Source organism: Streptomyces sp. NPDC101490 (genome assembly GCF_044767145.1).
GTDB lineage: Bacteria > Actinomycetota > Actinomycetes > Streptomycetales > Streptomycetaceae > Streptomyces.
Map to the genome: position 1 here is coordinate 702657 of NZ_JBIWNI010000002.1, position 18707 is coordinate 721363.

The window sequence follows — 18707 nt, forward strand, 5'->3', positions numbered from 1 at the left end:
CGGAGCGAGACCGACCTCGCTCCGGGCGCTCTGTGCTGGACCTGCGGGCGGGGCAGGGCTAGTTGGTCCAGCCGCCCATCATCACGACCTCCGCGCCGGACATGGCGTCCGAGACGCGGGCCTTGATGCCGTCCGCGACCTCAGTCGGGTCCTCCTTGATGGCCTCCAGCAGCGAGCTGAAGTCGGCGCTGGGCTTCTCGATCTTGACGGGGCTCATCGGAACCACTCCTTGTCTCGTTGGGCATGACGGTGAAACAAACCCGCCTCGAAAGGGACGGGGGTCTTTGGATCAGCCGGATTTCAGTCGGCTGACGAACATGGCGACGACGGTGGCCCAGATTGCTCCGAGGGCGATGTCGCCCAGCGCGGGGCGTCTCCACTTCACCGGGTGCGGCTCTTCGAGGTGTTGGCGGTGCGGTGCTGGGGGCACTCGCACGGCGGCCACACAAACGACACCAAGGGGACGGGGGGCTTCGTCCTGTCGATGTCGTACGTGGTCTTCCTCGCAAAGGTCTCGCCGCTGTCCCGGGAGACCCTGATGGTCATCGTCATGACGATCACCACGAGGCGACGGGCTGACCCCGGTGCGGGTGGTCGTGTATGACCCGGTTGCATTCGCCGTGGCGGCGGAGGTCGCCGTCCGCATCGGCGTCCCTGCAGTCGCTGTCAACCCTGGTGCAGGTGAGACACCTGAGGTGCGGTCGCGGGTCGGTGTGGGGCACCCGCTCAGAGAGCGAATCCAACTGCCGGCCGGACGAAGCCGACGTGGATTGGCGGGTCTGTTCCATCGCGCTGCTCCTGCCTTGAGGTGGGAGGGAGCCGCCCGGGGCTGGGGAGACGGAGTCTGAAGGGTTCGCTCCGAGCGGCTGACACCCAGTGAACGCCCGCACAGCCGCCGGTGACAGGTGAGAGAAGGAGTCGGCCCACCGCTGCACCCCGGTGATTTTTACCTTGGCGCTGTCGTGGTCTGATTGCCCAGCGCTACCTTCACTGTGTGTACGCAAACGTCAAGCTCGAAGCGCGGATGCTCCAACTCGGGTACTCACAGTCCGAGTTAGCGAAGAAGGTCAACCGTGCGATCGACCGACTGACCGGTCGGCCAGGGTCTGTGACCGACGCCGATGTGCGACGCTGGCTCAGGCACGATACGAAGTGGCCGCACGATCGCATCAGGCTGTGCATCGAAGAGGTCCTGGGAGCGTCATCCGAGGACCTAGGGTTCGTCCCTCGACGCAAGCGAAGCACCACCGCACCACCGGAGGACGGGCCAGTGCACCGTCGTACGTTCCTGACCAGCAGCTCCGGTACGGCCCTTGCCGTAGCTACTCCCACCCTCACCAGGCTCGGCATGAGCGATGCAGCGCGCTTCCAGGCTGAGTACGTCAAGATCCTCAAGGAGGACTGGACGATCGGAGGCGCCCACGCCGTCGAGCATCGGGCCGCAGAGCTGTCGCTGAGAATCAAGTCGGCGCTCAGTGCGGGTACCACCTCGACACGCGTGCGCCGGCGCCTGTACTGCCTCGCTGCCGACGCATCCAGTTCGGCGGCCTTCGCCGCTATCGACGCCAAGGTTCAGAGCAGGGCCCGGACCCACCTGGACCGAGCTGTGACCTTCGCAGGTCTGTCCGGAGACAGCGAAACGAAGTACCACGTCTGGAATCACCTCGCCATGACCGCAACCCAGCGCGAGGACTTCAGCGAGGGCGAGGCAGCAGCAGAGGTGATGAAGGTCTTGGTCATCGCCCGCAGAGACCCCCTGTACGCCTCTCTCGGGCACATGCGCAATGCTCGCTGCCTGGCAAAGCGGGAGTATCGAACGGAGGCCGTGCGCGCCCTGCGTGCCGCGGAGCAGATGTTCGAGCGAGCGGAACACATCGAGAGGCCAGAGTGGCTTGACTTCTACGATCAGAGTGAAGTGGACGGACTGGCCGCGAGTGTCTGGTTCACACTCGGGGACTGGGCAAGGGCGGAGTCGTTCTTCCACCGCGCCCTGTCCGCCATCAGGCCGGAGATGGTTCGCAACAGGGCTCTTTACAACGCGCACCTGGCACTGTCCCAGGCGCACCAGGGAGAGCTTGAACTCGCCTGTCACACGGGAAGTCAGGCGCATGAACTGGGAGAGGGGTCAGGTTCCAAGAGGACGAGCGACATGCTGGTCAAGGTACGCCGGGTGCTCGTCACCTCCGGGTCGCGGGCGCCTGAAGTAACAACCTGGGTTGAAAGGTCTCTCCAATGGAGCTGATGTTCTATGGCCACAGTGACGCGCGGGATATCCGATCGCTCCTGTTGGATATACACGACGAGGCATACTTCGACGAGGACGCTGAGTTCCACTCACGTGAACGGTTCGCTGAGTTCGTAGACAGATGGTCCAGTAGCGAGACGTGGTCCTGCGTGATCGGCTATGAGGAGACCGAACCCGCCGGATACGCGTACGGCGCGGCGTTCAGCCCGGGAGGCTGGTGGCGCGGCAGCGAGACTCCGGCCTCCGTGAACGATGACACCAAGGTCTTCGCTCTCTCCGAGCTGATGGTGCTCCCGAAGCGGAGGAGGACAGGAGCGTCGGAGGTGCTTCACCGCGCGCTTGTGGAGCATCAGGGCGTCGACGTGGTGACCCTGTTCGTGGACACGGCGCACCCGCGCGTGAAGAGCCTCTACGAGAGCTGGGGCTACGTGCAGGTCGATGAGTCGAAGCCGTACGACGACTCCCCGCTGTACGCGGTGATGCTCAAGGATCTCCGGTAGAAGCAAGATGCCCCGGCCGAAGCCAGGGGCATCTTGATCATGATCTCTGCGGCTATGCGGCCTGCGCCACGTCCTCCTGCCTGGTCGCCCGCAGTCGGGTCAGGGTCTGCGGAAGTACGAGGTCTTCGACCTCGAAGTTCCTCCGCATGACCTCGTGCCCCCATGCACGGCTCGTTCTCCTGGTACCAGCAGCCGTTCACCAGGCAAAGATCATCGAGTGCGCGGAGCCACGGGCCGAGGCCCGACCGCTCCCACGGGCTCATGGAACCGGACACGTCCGTGTCCTCTGCGAAGCGATGACCTTGGCGTTGCGGGACAGCGAGTCCGTCCAGTGGTCCACCTCGTCCGTCTGACGTTCGATCGAGGTGGACTCGTCGCTGGAGTCGGAGAGGCGGAGTGCGCCAAGGACGCGCAGCAGGTTCGCGCCCTGGGCCTTGGGGCGCTGGAGGGTGGAGGTGGTCAAGGTACTTTCCTGTCGCTTACATCCCCTATATGCAACTTGCAGACGCGTTTGTGCTATCCGGTAGGGACGGAGGCCTCTGGTTCGACTAAGGAGTGGCCGGAATTCCGGCTATATGCCATTCGAACCAGAAGGGCGTCTACTAGCCGATACCGGGGACCTCTATCTCCTCCGGATCGCGGAGGACAGGGCGGTGATGCCGACGACGAGGGCGAGGGAGCCGAACGGGAGCAGGGTGTAGGGGGCGTCGTCGATGGTGTCGATGCCGTTGCCGACGGCCGTGATCCAGCTGATCGTGCCGACGAGGACCATCGGGCCGACCCGGCGTTCGCCGGTGACGAGCATCCCGATCCACAGGACGATCGGCATGAGCAGAGCGGTGTTCATCATGGCCGCCGTGAACGCCTGGTCCGAGCTGAATCCCGACCCGGACCCCAGCGTCGCCGCCGCCTGGCCGCTGAAGGACAGATAGAGCCCGTCCGACATGATCACGTGCGACAGGGCGACGGCGATCGTCGAGACGATCAGCGCCTTGAAGAGACGGAGGCCGCGCGGGGTGGGCGAAGACGGTGCCATGAGGCGTGACTATACGCATCGTCTATACACGCGATGTATAGGGGTCGGGATCTCGGGATCAGGGAGGGTCGGGGAGAGGAGAGGGGAGACAGGGCCGGGGAGGTTCCGGTCCGGCGCGCCCCGCCCCTTGGCCCTCACGTCCTCACGCCCCCGGCTTCCCTCAGGCTCCCGGAGTGAAGACCGTCGCCGCGTACGCCGCCGCGGCCGGGGCGGGCTGGAGGGCCGCGTGCGCCCCGATCGCGTGGAGGTCGCGCCAGGCGCGTTCGAGGCCGCCGCCCGCGATGAGCCCCCGGGCGCCGCCCGTGCGCATGAGCCGCTCCACCGCACCCGTCAGAAGGTCCACGGCCACGGCCGCGTCCCGCTGGTTGAGCGCGACGGCCGCCGCGCCCCCGGTCACGGGCCCGGCCGGGTTACAGGCGCAGGGAGTGGGGCCCGGTGTGGCGGGTGCGGGGGCGAGCGGGCCGAGGGAGTGGCCCGCGCCCGTGGGGCCCGTGCCCGTACTCCTGTCGTCCTGTGCTCCGCCGCCCGCGCCCGCCCCGGACCAGCCGTCCGCGCGGGCCGCCGCCGACCGGAGCAGCAGGTGCGCCGCGTCGATCTCCGCCGCGCAGCGGGCGAACGTCTGCTGGACCACCGGGTCCGCCGTCAGCGGACTGCCGTCGGGAAGGCGGCGCAGGCCGGTGAGGACGGTCCACGCGTCGAGCGCGCCGCGCGCCGCGCCGAGCGCGGGGGCCGCGAACAGCAGCGCCGCGACCAGCGGGTACGGCACCCGGTGGCACGGCGCGGGCACACCGCCGGGCTCCGCCGCCTCCGTCGCCCCGGTCATCAGCGCCTCCCGCAGGAACGTGCGGTGCTCCGGTACGAACACGGCGTCCGCCGCGTCGACGGCCACGCTGTGACTGCCCGTCGCCCGCAGCCCCACCGCGTCCCAGGTCTCCCTGATCCCGACCCGCTCACGCGGCACCGCCAGGACCCGGTACCCGGGCGCGCCCGGCCCCGTACGGTCCAGGGACGCCAGCAGCAGCCACTCGGCGTGCTCGACCCCGCTCGCGAACGCCCACTCCCCCGACAGGGTCCACCCTCCCGGGACCCGGGTCAGCCGGCCCGCCGGGGGGACGACCGCCGCCGCGACCCGGGTGTCGGGCGAGTCGCCCCACAACTCCCGCTGCCCCTCGGCCGGCAGGTGCGCGGCGAGGCGTCCGTGCGCCGCGAGCAGCACCCCGCACCAGGCAGTGGAGGCGCAGGCGGCGCCGACCCCGGCGACCGTGTCGAGGAGAGCCGTGAAGGTCCCCGCCGTGCCGCCCCAGCGGCGGGGCACGAAGTGGCGGGCGAGACCGGCGCCGGTCAGCGCCGCGACCACCTCGGGGTGCAGCGCGCCGGACCGTTCCGACTCCTCGGCGCGCCGAGCGGCGACGGCACGCAGATGGCCGACGGCCGGGGCCCCGGGGGCGGGAACGGGGGTCAGGGCCGGGGTGGGGGTGGCGGTGGCGGTGGGTACGTGCGCCGGTGCGGGTGCGGGTCCCGGTGTCGGCTCGGCAGGGGCGGGGGCGGATGCGGTGGCGACGGGCATGACGTGTGCTCCTTGAGTGGCGGTACTGATGCGAGACGGGTACGAGTAGAAAAAGATTCGATCCAGAAGGTATTTTCTGAAGGGCCGTCATGGACCGCATGGAGGCCGGACACAGCGACGGGAGGCGGACGCTCGGTGAGGCGACAGGACAGGGCCCGCGTGACCTACGAGCTGGTGCTCGGGGCAGCAGCGGCCGAGTTCTCCCTGCACGGATTCGCGGGGACGAACCTGGCCGACATCACGGCCCGCACCGGACTGACCAAGGGAGCCCTCTACGGACACTTCTCATCGAAGGCGGACCTCGCCGGTGAGCTGACCCGTTCCTTCGAATCGGGCTGGGCCGACGCCCTCGCCACCGCCGTCGGCGAGGCGGAGGAGGACACGGCGCTGCCCGCCCTGCGCGGACTGCTCGTCGCCCTCGCGCGCAGACTGGACGAGGACCAGCCGTTCGCGGCGGGGCTGCGCCTGGTCCTGGACGCGGCCCGCGCCGAAGGAACCGTGCCGGCCCACCTCGGCAACCTGTGCGGTGTGGTGGCCCTGTTGATCCGGAAGGGACAGCAGGAGGGTTCCGTCTCCGGCACCCACCCGGCCGAGCTTCTGGCCCGGCTCGTGGTGGCGCTGCTGATCGGTGCCCCCGCCGTGGTGACGGCGACCGGCACGGACGGACCCGCCGCGTTCGTACGTGAGGTGTGGAACGTCCTGGAGCCGTCGCTCGCCGACACCTCCCGGCCCTCCCACGGCTGAACCGCCTTACGGACGGGCGGAGTCGACGGCCCCGTCGCCCCTGTGGCGGCGGGGCCGTTCCTCCTGCCCGGACCCGGGGCGACGGCGGGCACCACGGGACGCACGGCGGGGATTCCCGGCACGGCGGGGATACGAGGAGACCGGGGGCGTCTCGAACCGTGACGGGGCGAGGGTGGGGGTGGGGGTGGGGGTGGAGGGGAGGGAGTGGCGTGGGGGGAGCGGGACACGTACGAGGGCAAGGGCGGCGACCGGGCCGGTGCGGATGTGACCGGGTGACGGTGGCTGCGGCTGCGGCTCTGGCTGCGACGGCTGTTCCGGCTCGGGCTCGGGCCCCGGCCCCGGCTTCGGTCGGGCTCCGGGTCAGGCCCCGGCTCCGGCTCCGGGAATCGCGGTCGCGGCGGTGCTCCCCCGGCCCCGCCGGGCGGCTCGGAGGCTCAGGCCGCCTGCGGCGCCATCGCTCGGACCGGCACCACCGGCTCGGGGCCCGGGAGCCGGGTCCAGGAGTCTGTCTCGGAAGGCGGGGCGGAGACGGGGCCGTCGCCCACCAGGACGGGGTGGCCGACCGCGCGCAGCAACGGCAGGTCGCTCTCGTCGTCCGCGTAGGCGAAACAGTCGCCGGGCGGGAGGCCGAAGGCGGTCATGATCCGGCGGGCCGCCTCCGCCTTGGCCTCGCCGATCATCGGCGCGCCGACCAGCTCCCCGGTGAGCCGTCCCTCCGAGGTGACCTCGGGGACGGTGCACACCACCAGGTCCGCGCCGATCTCGCGGGCCAGCGGGTCGAGGCAGGCGGAGAAGGCGCCGGAGACGAGGACGATCAGGTCACCGGCGTGCGCGTGCCCTCGCAGCGCCTCGTGCACAGGGGTGTGGAGGAGTCCGCCCGCACGGGCCTTCTCGTACCACTCCCGGCCGCAGGACTCCAGGTCGTCGAGGTGGCTGCCGACGAGGAAGCGGAAGAACGACCGGTTCACCTGCTCCCGTGGCGCTCCCGCGCGGATCAGACCCTGGAGCGAGTCCCGTGCGGCGGCGAGCCGGTGGTCCGTCCGCTCCCCGTGCCCCCAGAACCGGGCGAGGACACAGGCCATGCTCTTGCAGGTGATCAGGGTCTCGTCGACGTCGAAGAACGCGGCCCGGACGGGAGCGAGGCTCATGCTCTCCCCCCTCTGTCACCGAGACGGGCGTTGCCGACACGGGCGTTGCCGCCACGGCTCTCGCCGATACCGCTCTCGTTGATGCGGGATTCCCCGACGCGGGCCTCTCCCCTACGGGATTCCCCGATCAGGGACTCGCCCATGAGGGTCTCCCCCCTACGGGACTCCCCCATGAGGGCCTCACCGAGCCGGGACCCGCCGAACCGGCCCCCGGTCGGCGCTCCGCCGCCCCCGGCCGGTCCTCCGCCGCGCGGAACGCCCGCGACGGTCGGCGCGCCCCTGCCGACCGGCACACCGACGCCGAGCCCCGCCCCTCCACCCAGGGGCACGGTGCTCCGGTCCCGTTCCCGGTCCCGGTTCCGCTCGGCGGTCCTCGGAACGACGGTCCTCGGATCGGCGGTCCTCGGATCGGCGATTTCGTCCTGGGCCGTCTCGACGAGTTCGAGGATGCGTTCCGCCAGGGGCCGCAGCCGGGCCCCCGCCGGGGTCAGCTCCACGGAGCGGTTGCCCCGGCGCTGGAAGAGCGACGCCCCCATGTCCTCCTCCAGGCCCTTGATCTGCGCGGTCACCGCGGGCTGGGAGTAGTGCAGGTTGTGGGCGGCGCGGGTGAAGCTGAGCTCTCGGGCCACTTCGCGGAAGGCCCGTAAGTGCTGGAGTTCCATCTCCTCAGCCTTTCTGTGCTCGTCCGGTCTTGCCTTCGGCCGTACCTGAGTTCTTTCCTTCGGCCGTACCTGGGTTCTTCCTTCGGCCGTACCTGAGTTCGTGCCCGGGGTCTTGCCGTACGGTCCCGCTCCGGTCCCGCCCGGGTCCCGCTCCGGTCCCGCCCGGGTCCCGCTCCGGCCCCGTCCGGGCGCGGACTCCGGCCCCCGTCCGCGTGCACTCCGGTCCCGGCCGAGCGCGTCTCCGGCCACCTGTCACGCCGTACGGCGGGCCGTGCCCGTGGCGAGGACCCGGCCGCCCTGGGTCGCGGACAGCCGGACCCGTCCGTCGCCGGCCCGGGTCGCGTCCACGGTCACCGGCGCGGACAGCTCGCCGAAGGCGGCGAACTCGGTGTCCAGGGAGACCAGCGCGCCCGCGGCGGAATCGGGGAAACCCTCGGGTCCCGTCCCCGGAACCCCTACGGCTCCCCCGGGGCGGCAGGCCAGCAGGGCCGCCTGCCGGAAGGCCTCCAGGATCAGCATCCCGGGCACATGGTCCGAGGGGTGCTCGAAGTACCCGGGGTGCGTGGGATCGACGTGCAGCCGCCACGCCCGCGTTCCCGCCGCCCCGGTCCCGGGGACGGGACACAGCACGCCCCGCCCGTCGGCGGACCCCCCGACCGGCCCCCCGGCGATCCCCGTCCCGGCCGGCCGGGCGGCGCGCCCCCGCTGACGGATGCGTGCGTACCGCACACCGTCGATCACGGTCACCCCGGCGGAGGCGCGGGCGCACTCCCGGCCGCCGACCTCGATCACCATGTCGAACCGGGCGTCGAACCGGCGCGGGTTGCGCGGCCCTTCCGGGGTCACGGCCTTCACGTCGAGGACGATCCCGAGCGGCCCGCCGCCGACCCCGAGGGCAGCCGGGTCGGTGATGTGCAGCGACAGGCCCTTGAAGATGAAGTGGTGGCCGAGGGGCACGTCGTGGTAGCGGTGGCTCAGGAAGATCCCGGCCTGCCGTACGACCTCGACGAGCAGCATGAAGTCGGTCCGCCCGGTCCCCTCCGGGCGGAACAGCGCGTGGTTGCGGGGCAGTTGGGCACCGACCAGGAAGCGCCCGGATCCGGCCACGATCGCGTCGGTGAGGAAGACCTCCGTCACCGAGGCGCGGTGGACGAGTCTTCGGGAGACGGTGCGGTCGAAGCCGATCCCCTCCTTGGCCTCCCGTATCAGGGACTCCAGCGATTCCAGGGGTTCAAGCGGCTCAAGAGGCAATACGTTCTGCAGCACACCGACGGACATCTCTTTCCCCCTCAAGATGAGTCATCTCGGTGACGAGGGGCTTCCGACGGCCCCTCGGCAGCAAGAAATATACCTTCGAGAATGTATATTGCAAGGCGTTGGAACGAGAGAGGCGGACAGGCATGGCGACACTCCGGAGCGAACCGAAACAGGAACGCGCCCGACGCACCAAGACGCACATCCTCCAGTCGGCTGCCGAGCTCTTCGCGGAGCGCGGCTACGCCACCGTGACCCTCCAGGACGTGGCCGAACGGGCCGAGATGACCAAGGGAGCGGTGTACTTCCACTACACGAACAAGGAGGCTCTGGCCGTCGCCGTGGTGCAGGAGCACTACGCGCGCTGGCCCGAGATCCTCAAGGGCGCCGAGGGCACCCACGCGGGGCCCTTCGAGATGCTCGCGGCCGTCCTCGACACCGTCACCCGCGCCTTCTCCGGGGACATCGTCGTCCAGGCGGGTGCCCGCCTCCAGATCGAACGCGCCCTGATCGACGCCGAGTTGCCCGAGCCGTACGTCGGCTGGGAGGACTACCTCAGCAGGCTCATCACGGAGGCCCGGGACGCGGGCCAACTGCGGGACGGAGTGGAACCGCGCGCGGCGGCCCGCGTCCTGGTCTCCGCCTTCTTCGGGATGCAGCACATCTCCGACGTCCTGAGCAGGCGCAGGGACCTGCCCGAGCGGTACGAGGAGCTGCGGATCGTCCTGCTCGAAGGGATGCGCGGCTGACCGGCCGCGTACGCCTGCCGTGAGAGAGGGGAAACGGCGTGGCCCCCCACGCGAGGTGGGAGGCCACGCCGTAGGCGTTCCGGGGGACTTCGGGGTCAGGAGCGGGTGCCCGACCCGACCGGCGCCGAGGCCGAAGCGGAACCGGGACCGGAGGCCCGTCCCCGAGCGGAACCGGAAGCCGGGGCGGCGGCCGGTCCCGAGGCCACCGGAGCCGGGGACGGCGCCGGGGCCGCCTTGGCCGCGATGCGCCGCAGGTACAGGTTGTTGAAGACGAGCGCCGCCGCCGTGAGCGAGGCGCCGGCGATCTGGACGCCCGCCGGGACCACCCCGGTCAGGGCGGAGATCACGAAGGCCGTCACCGGCACCACGTCCATGAACAGGACGCCGTTGAGCGGGCCGAGGTAGCGGTTGCCGAAGTTCCAGCCGAGGACGCCCACGAAGCCCGCGATGACGCTCATGTAGGCGAGCTGGGGAAGGATCGTGCCCACCGTGCCCACGGTCGGGACCGGCACGCCGCCCGCCGCCAGGATGACCGCCGTGATCACGGTCGCGCTGGCGAGGCCGAGGACCGTGGTGATCGCCGTGTACTTGATCGGTGACCAGGTCGGGAAGAAGCCCGCGCCCGAGGTGTAGACGACCCAGCACAGCGCGGCGAAGAGCAGCAGCGCGTCGGCGCCCGCCTCCCTCGGGGAGGAGATCAGCGAGGCGATGTCACCGTTCGAGACGACCAGGACGGTGCCGACGAAGGACATCGCGATGAAGACCAGCGAGCCCTTCGGCGGGACGAGCTTGCGCAGGACCCAGTTCACCAGGAAGCCCATCATGGGCATGGTGGCCATCATGATCGAGGCGTTGAGCGCGCCCCGCTCACCGATGAGGTCCTGCCCGAAGAAGACCAGGAACTGGAATCCGGCGAACCCGGCCGTGCCGAACAGCCAGGCCAGGCCGATGCGTTCGCCCTTGAGGCGCAGTCCCGCGCGCCCCTCCCTCATCCGGAGGAAGACCAGGAACATCGCACCGGCGATGGTGTACCGCATGACGGTGAAGGTGAACGGGTCGATGTGCTGGAGGGTGGAGTCCATCAGGGGGAACATCGCGCCCCAGGACACCGTGGCCAGGAGGCAGAGGAGGACGCCTCGCGTGTACGTGTTCTGACTGCTCATGACTCTTCCTGTCAGGCCGGATGCGGCTGGAGTTGAGGAGGGTGAGGGATAGGGGACACGGAGCCCGGAGCCGTACGGGAAGCGGTACGGGGAGTCCGGGATCCGCAGGGGAAGCGGTACGGACGGTCCGGGATCCGTAAGGGGAGGGCCTTACAGGTCCCGGAGCCGTAAGGGGTCCGGAGCCGTCGGGGGTCCGGAGCCGTCGGGGGTCCGGAGCCGTCGGGGGTCCGGAACCGTCGGGGTCAGACCCCGACCGGTTCCGCCTCCCGGGTGGCCGTCGGACGGACGTCGATCAGCGGCAGCACCGACTCCAGGAGCTGGGACGCCCTGACCTTCCCGGTCGGGCTGTACGGGATGGAGTCGACCGGCACCACGTACGCGGGCAGGCAGGGCACCCGGCGCGAGCAGGCGGCGCTGACCGCCCGGTAGCCGCTCTCCTGGCGCTCGGGCGCGACCGGGGTGAAGGGCACGACCAGGACCTCGCCCACCCCGTCGATCCGGGTCCTCAGGACGGCGGTCTCCCGGACGCAGGGCAGGTCCATCAGGTCGGCCTCCAGGCCGAATATGTTGACGTCGAGCGGCTTGCCCGCCTCCGCCTTGGCCACGCCGTCGTTGCGTCCGGTGAGTTCGAGACGGCCCGCCTCGTCGACGAGACCGCTGTCGCCGGTGAGCAGGAACCGCTGGGTGCGCCCGCCGTAGTCGAGGGTCATGAAATCGGGCTCGCTGGTCGCGTAACTGTCCATCAGCTGGTAACTGGCTATGGCGATCCGGCCCCGGCTCCCCTTGGCCAGGGGCCGGTTGTCGGCGTCGAGGACGACGACGGTGTTGCCGGGCATGGGGCGGCCGGAACGGGCGGGTGCCACGTGCAGCTCCTCGGGGCCGATCATGACGTTCACACCGGTCTCGGTGGTCCCGTAGTAGAGGTGGAGGACGGGCCCGAGGCGGTCCCAGGCGTTGTTGATGACCCAGCGGTTGAGGTGCCGGCCGCCGGAGAGCACGAAGTGGAGCCGGGACGTCTTGTGGAGGTGCTCGGAGTCCGGGTGGGCGACGACCCGGGCGAGGACGGGCGGCACCATGAGGGTGGTCGAGACGCCCTCCTCCTGGATGATGCGGATGAGGTCCCCGGCGTCGTCGTGCGGGCCGAGGACGACGGTGCCGCCGAGGGTGAGGAAGATGCGGGCCCAGCCGGGCCCGGAGGCGTGGTAGAGCGGCACGGTCACCAGGTGCACGTCCTCCTCGTCGAAGGCGTACTGGTCCACGAGGTCGGCGAACCTGCGGGCCTCGAAGGAGGTGCGGCGGACCACCATCTTGGGCACGCCGCTGGTGCCCGAGGTGAACGAGAAGGCCTCGAAGGGCTGTTCCACGGGGTGCGGTTCACCGGGCGCGGACACCAGGAGGTCGGTGAAGCTGACCGGGACGGTCTGTCCGTCGGGCAGGCCCACGGGCTCACTGTCGATGAATATGTCGAGTATGTCCCGGCCGCCCGGCCAGCCGCACTCCTCCACCAGGCCCCGGTGGGCCCGGGAGGTGATCACGACGGTCGGTTCGAGCTGGTCGAGCGCCGCCCTGGTGGCGACGGGCCCGGCGGTGTAGTCGAGGCCGACGCAGGGGATGCCGAGCGAGCTGACGGCGGCCATGGAGACCACCAGCTCCCAGCTGTTCTCGGCGACGAAGACGGCACGGGCGGGCCGGGTCTCGGGCAGCAGGTCCTGGACGGCGCAGGCCACCCGGCTGACCTTGTCGGCGAGGCTGGCCCAGTTCAGCCGCGTCTCGCCGTCGACGACGGCGACGCGCTGCGGCCAGCGGACGGCGTGCTTGCGGATGTCCGCGATCTTGATCATGGAGAACTCTCCTGAAGGTCGGGCGGTACGAGGACGACGGACGGGGCCCGTAGGGGACGACCCGGACCCGGCGGGAGGCCGCAGGGGCCGTTGGGAGGCCCTACCTAGGGGCCGGGCGCGGGGCCGTACGGGTCGAGCCACGGGGGGGGCAGGGTCGAGCGCGGGCTCTTCGGGTGGTCGGCGTGGGCGTGGGTGCGAAGCCGTGGTCGTACGGGCCGTGGTCGTACGGGCCGGGCCTGGGCTCGGGGCCGTACGGGAAAGGCCGTAGGGGTCCGGGAGCGATCCGAAGGGAGCGGATTCGGGGAGAACGGATCCGAAGGGAGCGGGTTCGGGGTCGGGTCGGGGTGGATCCCGGGTCAGCCGGAGGCCACGGCGCCCGCACCCGCGGTGGCGGTCGTGGCGGTGGCCGCCGCCGTGACCGTGGCGGCGGTGGTGGCCGCCGCGGAGACGGCGGCGGCGGCCCCGGCGAGCCGCTCGGACGTCAGGGCGGTGAGGCCCGCCGCCAGCCGGTCGGCCGTGACCGGCGGGGGCCCGGTCGCGATCCGCGCGGCCGGGTCGCCCGCCGGGACGGCCGGGTTCCGCAGCGTGTAGATCTCGCAGCCGCTGGACCGCAGGGAGTCGATCTGGCTGAGGGTCCGCTCGCAGAGCTTCTCGCCGGGCACGGTGATCGGGATGCCGGGCGGGTAGGCGATGATGAAGTGCTCGGAGGTGCCCGCGGCCAGGGCGGCGGAGGCGCTGCGGTAGGTGCGTTGGATGGTGCGCAGGGCGTCGAGCAGTCGCAGCAGGGTCGCCTCGTCCACCCCGATGTGGATGTGGAAGAGGACGGCGTCGCCGCTCTCCCGGGCGACGTACAGGGCGTACTCGTCGAAGAGCATCCGGCGGAAGTCGGCCGCCGTGATCCCGAGGGCGCTGATGTCCACGAGGACCCGGGTGGGGTCGTCGCTGACGAGCTGCCCGGGGTCGGTCAGGTGCCCGTCGGGCCCGAGCGGCCGGTAGGCGGAGAGGCGCGGGTCCGTGGCGAGTTCGACGCGCAGGGTGCGGGCGAGGTTCAGGGAGCGGCCGAGGAGCATCTCGCCCTCGGTCTCCGCCTGGAGCCTGGCCAGGTCCAGACTGGCGAGCACGGGCCAGCTGGGGGAGGTGGTGTGGTGCTGGAAGAGGGCCTGCGCGGTGCGTTCGCGGGCCTCGCCGTCGCCGATGAGGTGCAGGTAGGAGCCCTGGCGGAGCGCGGACATCGACTTGTGCGCGGAGTGGGTGACGGCGACGTTCAGGTCGAGCCGGGGGTCGCCGGAGCGCAGCGTCTCCACGGCGTGCAGGGCGGTGAGCGGGCGCAGCCGGGGGTGGAAGCGGTGGGCCGCGCCCCAGGCCTCGTCGACGAGGACGGAGACGCCGGGGTGGACGGCGGCGAGTTCGGCCAGGACCGTCGGCAGGTCGTAGCGGACGCCGTCGTAGGAGACGGCGGAGAGCACGACGGTGTCGTAGGGGCGCCCCTCGACGGCGGCGGCACGGAACATCTCCAGGAGCCGGGGGAGGTCGGCGTAGGTGCGGGGGCAGACGTCGCAGCAGTACTGCATCGGCGCGTACGAGACGGTGACGCCGAGCGAGTTGAGGGCGAAGTGCACCGACTGGTGGCAGGAGCGGTCCGCGAGGACCCGGGAGCCGGGCTGGGTCAGCGCGGTGAGGGCGACCCGGTTGGCGGTGCTGGTGCCGGCGGAGAGGAAGAAGGTGGCGTCGGCGCCGAAGCTGCGGGCGGCGAGGCGCTGGGCCTCCCGGAGCGGGCCCCGGGGCCGGAAGAAGGAGTCGAGCATCGTGCCGCTGTACGACACGTCGGCCGCGAGCTGCGCGGCGCCGAAGAGCGCCTCGTAGGTCTCCCTCATGTGGGAGTCGCGGATAGACCGGCCGTGCGAGAGGGGCAGCGCGTGGAACGTGGCGATGTCACGTCGGGCGACTGCGAGCACGGCGTCGGCGAGGGGGGTGGTCCTGCCGTCCGGGTAGGCCCCGGAACGAGCCGGCGGTGAAGCCGGCTCCGGAGTGGAGCTGGTGGATGCGGTCATGGACCCATGAAATAAAAACCTTCGTGAAGGTATCAACTGTCATCAGCGACCGTGATGGACCCCCACGGGGGCCGTCCGGCCGACCTGCGCGGATGACGGAGGGCTACGGGGCGCGGGGACGGGGGCGGTTTGACGGACACCGAGGCCCGGCCGCCCCCGGCTCGCGGCCGGGCCTCAGCGTCCGAGCAGACAGAACGGGTGGCCCGCCGGGTCGGCGTAAACGCGCCAGCCCCGGTCGGCGGGGCCCTCGTCCAGGAGGGTCGCGCCGAGGGCGAGGACCTGTTCACGGGCGGCTTCCGCGTCGGGGACGTCGAGGTCCAGATGGAACTGCTGGGGCCGCTCCGGGTCCGGCCACCCGGGCGGGCGGTGGTCCGCGACGCGCTGGAAGCAGAGGACGAGTCCGCCGGGCGTGTGCAGGGTGGACCAGTCCGCTCCGACGCCCCAGCGCGGGTCGGGCCGGTCCACCTCACCCCCGAGGACGGCCTGGTAGAACGCGGCCAGCCGGGCGGGCTCGGGACAGTCGACGACGAGGCACTGCAGGGTGGCGATCATGCGGGGATCGTAGGTGCCGGGCGGAGCCTGACGCCGGGAGGCCGACACCTGAGGTGCCTGACGCCGGGAGCGGGGTGCCAGGCCGGGGCCGGGCCGGGGCCAGGCGCCGGGCGGCCGGGCCGTCCGGGCGGGACCGGGCATCCGACCGTCCGGACGGGACAGGATGCCGGACAGCCCGGACAGCCCGGGCGGGACCGGGCGCCGCGCGGCCCGGCGGGACCAGGCTCCGGGACCGGGCGCCGGGTCCGGTCCCGGAGCGCGCAGAACCGCCCGGGACTCCGCCCGGCCGCCCCGACCGCCCCCGACCGCCGTCATCCACCCCCGGTCACCGTCATCCGCCCTCGTCCGCCACCGACCGCGCCCGTTCCCCGGTGTTCAGCCGGGCAGGTGGAACAGGACGCCGAAGACCGCTCCGGACAGCGCCAGACCGCCCGCCGACGCGAGGACCAGGGTCCGCAGGACGAATCCGAAGGTCAGGGGGCGGCTGGCGCGGGACGGGTGCTCGGGGTCGTAGACGAGGTCGACCGCACGACCCCGCAGCGAGGCGTTGCTGAGGCCCCAGACCGTCACCACCGAGGGCACCTCGGTCAGCTCCTGCCCGCCGACGGTACGGAACGCCATCCGGGAGAAGACCCACAGGTGCGGGCCCTTGGACCAGATCCGCACGTAACCAGTCACCCTGCCCGTCACCCCGATGCCACGCCCGCGCAGCAGCCACAGCGACCGGGCCCGGCGGCCCACCCGCCACAGGACGTTGCCGCCGACGAGCCCCGCGACGGCACTGAACGACAGGGACACCGCGATCAGCGCGGCGTTCGTCTCCGGACTGGCCAGCCCCAGCAGGACGAAGACCATCGCGTACGGGACGAGCCCGGCCACCACGAGCGCCGCGCGCTGGAACGTCCCGCCGTCCGGACGGGGCCGGGGCGCGCGGCGCTCCATCCGGACCAGCGCGGCCCCGTCCGGCGCCCGCCGGGCCGTCGAGATCCCGGCGCGCAGCAGATCGTGGAAGGCCCCCGCCGCCGTGGCGTTGGGCGCCCGGAGCTCCACGGCCGGTCCGAGACCGTGCGCCGCGCCGGTGTCCTCGCGGAGCACCCCGCTGATCTCCACCCGTACGGTCGACCGCCCCGTGAGGGACGTCTCGGCCAGCGCCTGGACCGGAAGGGTCCAGACGGCGTCCCCCCGCTCGATCGTCAGCGACACCCCGTCGAAACGAGCCGTCGTGCCGCCCCCGGTGATGACGCTGTTCGGCGTCCTCTCCCTCACAAGTCCCCCTGACCCGGCGCCCGCTGGGCACCCTCGACCAAATGATCGATTGTCGCGGCCGGGGCGGGCCGGAAGCAATGATTCCCCCTTGCTCCTGATGTCCCGGCCTCCCCGCTTGCCCGACCTCCCCGACTCCCGGGCTTCCCCGCGCTCCGGCCTCCCCGCTTCCCCGACTTCCCCGCATCCCCGACTTCCCCGCGCTCCCGCTTCCCCGCTCCCGGATTCCCCGCTCCCCGGTGCTCCGGCCGGGGCCCGGGGTCAGCCCGCCTCCTCCCGGACCGCTCCGGCGCGCCCCCGGAGGGTGAGACAGGCCGCCCAGGCCGTTCCCGCCAGGGTGAGCAGCGGGAGCAGGACCCTGATGTCCGTCAGGGTGACGAGGGCCGCGCCGAGGCCCATCGACAGGGCGTTCGGGGCGAAGAGCAGGGTGTTCGTGGTGGCCGCCGTCCGGCCGACCGCGTCCGGCGGGGCCTCCCGCTGCACCGCCGTGATCACCGCGACCAGCACCCACGGCAGGCCCACGCCGATCATCCCGCTCGCCGCGAGGGCCGTCGCCTCGTGCGGCAGCGCCCGTACGCCCACCGCCACCGCGAACAGGAACAGCCCGAGGGCCGCGAGCGACCGTTCCGGCAGGCGGCGCAGGAGCGGTCCGGTGAGCAGCCCCGCGAGGACGGAGCCCGCGCCCTGGACGGCGTAGAGCACACCGGCGTACGCGGGCGGGCGCCCGAGCCCCTGGTCCACGACCGCGTACACCGAAGCCCCGTTCACCCCGGCGAGCAGCATCGTGAAGGCGCCGGTCGCCACCAGGGGCCGCAGCACCGGCGAGGCGCGCAGGAGCCGGGCCCCCTCGGTGGTCTCCCGCCACCAGTTCCGGGACGGGGGCCGGGCTGGGGGCTGGGCTGGGGGCCGGGACGGGCGGGCCTCCCGTACCGGCATCCGCGCGAACACGGCAGCCGCCAGGACGAAGCTCGCCGCGTCGAGGAGGACGACGGGCCCGGCGCCGTACCGGGCGAAGAGTCCGGCGGCCACCAGCGGGGCGACCAGTTTCACCGACTCGTTCGCTGACATCCGCAGGCCGTTGAAGGCCCCGCGCCGCTCCTCGTCCAGAGCGGTGGCGACGAGGGCCTGCTCCGCCGCGTCGTGGACGGCGCCCTGCGCCCCGTAGAGCACGAGCACCGCGAGGAGCAGCCACACCCGCCCGGCCGAGTCCACCCACAGGAGCAGCGGCAGCACGGCCGCCGCGCCGAGGTCGAGCGCGACCAGGAGCGGGCGCCGCCGCGCCCGGTCGGCGAGCGTGCCGAGCAGCGGCCCGAGGAGGACGGGGGCCCAGAGGGCGACGGCGGCGAGGGCCGCGAGACCGTCGGACCCCGTCAGGGACTTCACCCAGATCCCGGAGACCAGCCACATCGCCGTCGTACCGAACCCGGACACGACGACACCCGTCAGATACCAGCGCATGGCCGCCAGGCTGGCCTCTGAGGAGGCCCCGGCGGATCGGTCATCCTCCCCGGGCCGCCCCAGCGGACGGTCCCCCGTCGCGGTCGGCGCGGACCCTCAGTCCCGCCGCCCGTCATGGTCGGCGGACTCGTCCCCGTAAGGGTCCTCAGGGCGGGAGAAGGGCGGCAGCACGAGGTCCGGCGGGAGCGGTTCCTGCTCCTGCTGGCGGCCGTAGCGGTGCATACGGACCCGCAGGTGCATCTTGCGCTCCTCCAGTTTCAGTCTGCGCCGTTCACGGCGTCCCGCCTCGTCGTCCTCAAGGTCCTGGATGAGCCGCCGGTTGTCCCAGTAGGAACGCTCCTGGTCGGCCACCCCCTCTCCGGGGGAGGACACGCCCTCGCTGTCGTCGTACTCGTCCATGTCGCCTGTCATACCTCGCAGATTACGGGCCGGCCGGGTGCCGGTGAACTGGGTTCCGGCATCGTTCCCCTCTTC

General features: G+C 72.0%; 19 protein-coding genes. 5 read left to right on the forward strand and 14 right to left on the reverse strand.

Translation table 11 applies throughout. The features are described from left to right. Positions 1 to 58 precede the first annotated feature (58 nt). Positions 59 to 217, reverse strand: a complete 159-nt coding sequence (locus tag ACIRQY_RS07010; protein ID WP_403922740.1) for a hypothetical protein — start codon at positions 215 to 217, stop codon at positions 59 to 61. Positions 218 to 388: 171 nt separating this feature from the next. Here ACIRQY_RS07010 and ACIRQY_RS07015 point away from each other — a divergent pair, with 171 nt between their 5' ends. From ACIRQY_RS07015 to ACIRQY_RS07025, 3 genes are all read left to right on the forward strand, one after another. Beyond that, positions 389 to 604 (forward strand): hypothetical protein, encoded by a 216-nt coding sequence (locus tag ACIRQY_RS07015; protein WP_403922741.1) that lies wholly within the window; start codon positions 389 to 391, stop codon positions 602 to 604. A gap of 390 nt (positions 605 to 994) precedes the next feature. Beyond that, positions 995 to 2242 carry an XRE family transcriptional regulator gene (locus ACIRQY_RS07020; protein WP_403922742.1) on the forward strand — a complete coding sequence of 416 codons (1248 nt, stop codon included), beginning with the start codon at positions 995 to 997 and terminating at the stop codon, positions 2240 to 2242. Further along, positions 2233 to 2745 (forward strand): GNAT family N-acetyltransferase, encoded by a 513-nt coding sequence (locus ACIRQY_RS07025; RefSeq protein ID WP_403922743.1) that lies wholly within the window; start codon positions 2233 to 2235, stop codon positions 2743 to 2745. The genes ACIRQY_RS07020 and ACIRQY_RS07025 overlap by 10 nt, the downstream gene beginning before the upstream one ends. Before the next feature lie 259 nt (positions 2746 to 3004). Here ACIRQY_RS07025 and ACIRQY_RS07030 read toward each other — a convergent pair whose 3' ends face one another. The 3 genes from ACIRQY_RS07030 to ACIRQY_RS07040 all read right to left on the reverse strand — a co-directional run bounded on the left by ACIRQY_RS07030 (position 3005) and on the right by ACIRQY_RS07040 (position 5348). Next, on the reverse strand, positions 3005 to 3208 hold the full coding sequence (locus ACIRQY_RS07030; RefSeq protein WP_403922744.1) for a hypothetical protein: 204 nt from the start codon (positions 3206 to 3208) through the stop codon (positions 3005 to 3007). A 159-nt stretch (positions 3209 to 3367) separates the two neighbouring features. Next, positions 3368 to 3781, reverse strand: coding sequence for a hypothetical protein (locus ACIRQY_RS07035; protein ID WP_403922745.1), 414 nt, complete (start codon positions 3779 to 3781; stop codon positions 3368 to 3370). Between the two features lie 160 nt (positions 3782 to 3941). Continuing rightward, on the reverse strand, positions 3942 to 5348 hold the full coding sequence (locus ACIRQY_RS07040) for an acyl-CoA dehydrogenase family protein (RefSeq protein WP_403922746.1): 1407 nt from the start codon (positions 5346 to 5348) through the stop codon (positions 3942 to 3944). Positions 5349 to 5507: 159 nt separating this feature from the next. Between ACIRQY_RS07040 and ACIRQY_RS07045 the strand changes: the two genes are divergently transcribed. After that, a complete protein-coding gene (locus ACIRQY_RS07045) occupies positions 5508 to 6092 on the forward strand; it encodes a TetR family transcriptional regulator (protein WP_403922747.1) in 585 nt (194 codons plus the stop codon). Between the two features lie 434 nt (positions 6093 to 6526). On the opposite strand, the gene ACIRQY_RS07050 is transcribed toward ACIRQY_RS07045, so the two are convergent. The 3 genes from ACIRQY_RS07050 to ACIRQY_RS07060 form a co-directional block, all read right to left on the reverse strand. After that, entirely contained in the window at positions 6527 to 7240 is a 714-nt protein-coding gene (locus tag ACIRQY_RS07050; protein ID WP_351780879.1) for an HAD family hydrolase, read from the reverse strand. Beyond that, the gene (locus ACIRQY_RS07055) at positions 7237 to 7902 is read right to left on the reverse strand and encodes a LysR family transcriptional regulator (protein ID WP_403922748.1); all 666 of its coding nucleotides are present in this window, start codon (positions 7900 to 7902) and stop codon (positions 7237 to 7239) included. The genes ACIRQY_RS07050 and ACIRQY_RS07055 overlap by 4 nt, the downstream gene beginning before the upstream one ends. A gap of 252 nt (positions 7903 to 8154) precedes the next feature. Then, entirely contained in the window at positions 8155 to 9168 is a 1014-nt protein-coding gene (locus tag ACIRQY_RS07060) for a ScbA/BarX family gamma-butyrolactone biosynthesis protein (RefSeq protein WP_403922749.1), read from the reverse strand. 134 nt (positions 9169 to 9302) lie between these two features. On the opposite strand from ACIRQY_RS07060, the gene ACIRQY_RS07065 reads away from it, so the two are divergent. Continuing rightward, a complete protein-coding gene (locus tag ACIRQY_RS07065) occupies positions 9303 to 9905 on the forward strand; it encodes a ScbR family autoregulator-binding transcription factor (protein WP_403922750.1) in 603 nt (200 codons plus the stop codon). 95 nt (positions 9906 to 10000) lie between these two features. Here ACIRQY_RS07065 and ACIRQY_RS07070 read toward each other — a convergent pair whose 3' ends face one another. From ACIRQY_RS07070 to ACIRQY_RS07100, 7 genes are all read right to left on the reverse strand, one after another. Beyond that, positions 10001 to 11068 (reverse strand): DMT family transporter, encoded by a 1068-nt coding sequence (locus tag ACIRQY_RS07070; protein WP_403922751.1) that lies wholly within the window; start codon positions 11066 to 11068, stop codon positions 10001 to 10003. 242 nt (positions 11069 to 11310) lie between these two features. Beyond that, on the reverse strand, positions 11311 to 12909 hold the full coding sequence (locus ACIRQY_RS07075; protein WP_403922752.1) for a class I adenylate-forming enzyme family protein: 1599 nt from the start codon (positions 12907 to 12909) through the stop codon (positions 11311 to 11313). A 356-nt stretch (positions 12910 to 13265) separates the two neighbouring features. After that, positions 13266 to 14960 (reverse strand): arginine decarboxylase, encoded by a 1695-nt coding sequence (locus ACIRQY_RS07080; RefSeq protein ID WP_351780869.1) that lies wholly within the window; start codon positions 14958 to 14960, stop codon positions 13266 to 13268. 174 nt (positions 14961 to 15134) lie between these two features. Next, the gene (locus ACIRQY_RS07085) at positions 15135 to 15512 is read right to left on the reverse strand and encodes a VOC family protein (RefSeq protein WP_351780867.1); all 378 of its coding nucleotides are present in this window, start codon (positions 15510 to 15512) and stop codon (positions 15135 to 15137) included. Positions 15513 to 15887: 375 nt separating this feature from the next. Further along, positions 15888 to 16778 carry a hypothetical protein gene (locus tag ACIRQY_RS07090; RefSeq protein WP_403922753.1) on the reverse strand — a complete coding sequence of 297 codons (891 nt, stop codon included), beginning with the start codon at positions 16776 to 16778 and terminating at the stop codon, positions 15888 to 15890. 258 nt (positions 16779 to 17036) lie between these two features. Then, entirely contained in the window at positions 17037 to 18233 is a 1197-nt protein-coding gene (locus ACIRQY_RS07095; RefSeq protein WP_403922754.1) for an MFS transporter, read from the reverse strand. 96 nt (positions 18234 to 18329) lie between these two features. After that, complete coding sequence (locus tag ACIRQY_RS07100) at positions 18330 to 18644, reverse strand: hypothetical protein (RefSeq protein WP_351780863.1); 315 nt, start codon at positions 18642 to 18644, stop codon at positions 18330 to 18332. Between the last annotated feature and the right edge of the window lie 63 nt (positions 18645 to 18707).

Bases quoted from the DNA above. Each gene is read 5' to 3' on its own strand.
- ACIRQY_RS07035 (WP_403922745.1), bottom strand. From the start codon at position 3,781: ATGGCACCGTCTTCGCCCACCCCGCGCGGCCTCCGTCTCTTCAAGGCG.
- ACIRQY_RS07040 (WP_403922746.1), bottom strand. From the start codon at position 5,348: ATGCCCGTCGCCACCGCATCCGCCCCCGCCCCTGCCGAGCCGACACCG.
- ACIRQY_RS07050 (WP_351780879.1), bottom strand. From the start codon at position 7,240: ATGAGCCTCGCTCCCGTCCGGGCCGCGTTCTTCGACGTCGACGAGACC.
- ACIRQY_RS07065 (WP_403922750.1), top strand. From the start codon at position 9,303: ATGGCGACACTCCGGAGCGAACCGAAACAGGAACGCGCCCGACGCACC.
- ACIRQY_RS07100 (WP_351780863.1), bottom strand. From the start codon at position 18,644: ATGACAGGCGACATGGACGAGTACGACGACAGCGAGGGCGTGTCCTCC.
- ACIRQY_RS07080 (WP_351780869.1), bottom strand. From the start codon at position 14,960: ATGACCGCATCCACCAGCTCCACTCCGGAGCCGGCTTCACCGCCGGCT.
- ACIRQY_RS07085 (WP_351780867.1), bottom strand. From the start codon at position 15,512: ATGATCGCCACCCTGCAGTGCCTCGTCGTCGACTGTCCCGAGCCCGCC.
- ACIRQY_RS07075 (WP_403922752.1), bottom strand. From the start codon at position 12,909: ATGATCAAGATCGCGGACATCCGCAAGCACGCCGTCCGCTGGCCGCAG.
- ACIRQY_RS07095 (WP_403922754.1), bottom strand. From the start codon at position 18,233: ATGCGCTGGTATCTGACGGGTGTCGTCGTGTCCGGGTTCGGTACGACG.
- ACIRQY_RS07055 (WP_403922748.1), bottom strand. From the start codon at position 7,902: ATGGAACTCCAGCACTTACGGGCCTTCCGCGAAGTGGCCCGAGAGCTC.
- ACIRQY_RS07070 (WP_403922751.1), bottom strand. From the start codon at position 11,068: ATGAGCAGTCAGAACACGTACACGCGAGGCGTCCTCCTCTGCCTCCTG.
- ACIRQY_RS07025 (WP_403922743.1), top strand. From the start codon at position 2,233: ATGGAGCTGATGTTCTATGGCCACAGTGACGCGCGGGATATCCGATCG.
- ACIRQY_RS07010 (WP_403922740.1), bottom strand. From the start codon at position 217: ATGAGCCCCGTCAAGATCGAGAAGCCCAGCGCCGACTTCAGCTCGCTG.